The 1303-nt window shown below is 72.0% G+C and carries 3 protein-coding genes; 2 read left to right on the forward strand and 1 reads right to left on the reverse strand.

Going from position 1 to position 1303, the window contains the following annotated elements; genetic code table 11:
• Positions 1–573: substrate-binding domain-containing protein (locus H5J33_RS35540; RefSeq protein WP_181798761.1), on the forward strand; the 573-nt coding region annotated here is incomplete at its 5' end.
• Between the two features lie 19 nt (positions 574–592).
• Here H5J33_RS35540 and trxA read toward each other — a convergent pair.
• On the reverse strand, positions 593–970 hold the full coding sequence (gene trxA, locus H5J33_RS35545; protein WP_181798762.1) for a thioredoxin: 378 nt from the start codon (positions 968–970) through the stop codon (positions 593–595).
• Positions 971–1110: 140 nt separating this feature from the next.
• On the opposite strand from trxA, the gene H5J33_RS35550 reads away from it, so the two are divergent.
• On the forward strand, positions 1111–1303 hold a 193-nt coding region (locus H5J33_RS35550; protein ID WP_181798763.1), incomplete at its 3' end, for an FAD-dependent oxidoreductase.

Raw genomic sequence — 1303 nt, forward strand, 5'->3', positions numbered from 1 at the left:
GGCCGAGTTCACCAGCGACGGGTCGTTGACGACGTCCTCGTTGACCTCGGTGACGCCGTGCTCATGAACCACCAGGCCGTCGGCTACTGCGCGGGCGCCCACCTGCGCCGACGGGGCCGGCGCCGGATCGGTGTCGTCATGCCCGAGGAGCCGGGCCTCGACACCTACGCGCGGCCCCGGCTGGCCGGCGTACGCCAGGCGCTGCACGGCACGGACGCCACCGTCACGGAGCTGCCGCTCGCCTACACCGAGGAGGCCGCGGCCGAACTCGCCGCCCGCTGGCCCGAGTCGGGCCTGGACGCCGTCTTCACCTACAACGACGAGTACGCCATGCTGCTGATGCGGGCCCTCCAGGACGACGGCATACGCATCCCCGAGGACGTCGCCGTGGTCGGCGCCGACGACCTGATGCTCGGGCGGCTGCTGCGGCCCCGGCTCAGCACCGTGCACATCGAACTGCCCTCCGCGCGCGGCCTCGCCGAGCTGGTCGACCGCGCGGTGCGCGACCCCGGCGGCGAGCCCGGGACGCACACCGTGCTGGGGGCCTCCGTGGTACGGCGCGAGTCCAGCTGACCCGAGCCGCACCGGGGGTCTACTGAGGGTCCCGGCCCTGCTGGGCGGCGACGCTCTTGCGGACCTCGTCCATGTCCAGCGCGCGGGCCTGCTTGATCAGGTCCGCGAGGGCCGGTGCGGGCAGGGCGCCCGGCTGGGCGTAGACCGCGACCTGGTCGCGGACGATCATCAGCGTCGGGATCGACCGGATCTCGAAGGCCGCGGCCAGCTCCGGCTGCGCCTCGGTGTCCACCTTGCCGAACACCAGGTCCGGGTTTTCCTCGGCCGCCTGCTCGTACACGGGCGCGAACGACCGGCACGGCCCGCACCAGGACGCCCAGAAGTCGATCAGAACGAACTCGTTCCCGGAGACCGTCTCGTCGAAGTTCTCCTTGGTCAGTTCCACCGTGCTGGTCATGGCCTGATTCCCTCTTCCTGGTGTGGGGTGTGCCGACGGCGCAAACACGGCCGCCGGGCCGCCTATTCCAGCCGCGCGCGCCGGTGTTCCGCGCGCATACCCATGTGGCCGCGGCGCACACCACCCACCAGACTGACCCCATGACGGAAACGGAATCGAACACGTACGACGTCGTGGTGATCGGAGCGGGACCGGTGGGCGAGAACGTCGCCGACCGGACCCGGGCGGCCGGGCTGACCACCGCCGTCGTGGAGAGCGAACTGCTCGGCGGCGAGTGCTCGTACTGGGCCTGCATGCCCAGCAAGGCCCTGCTCAGGCCGGTCATCGCCCGCG

This window comes from Streptomyces sp. WELS2 (genome assembly GCF_013870595.1).
In the GTDB taxonomy this organism is placed as follows: domain Bacteria; phylum Actinomycetota; class Actinomycetes; order Streptomycetales; family Streptomycetaceae; genus Streptomyces.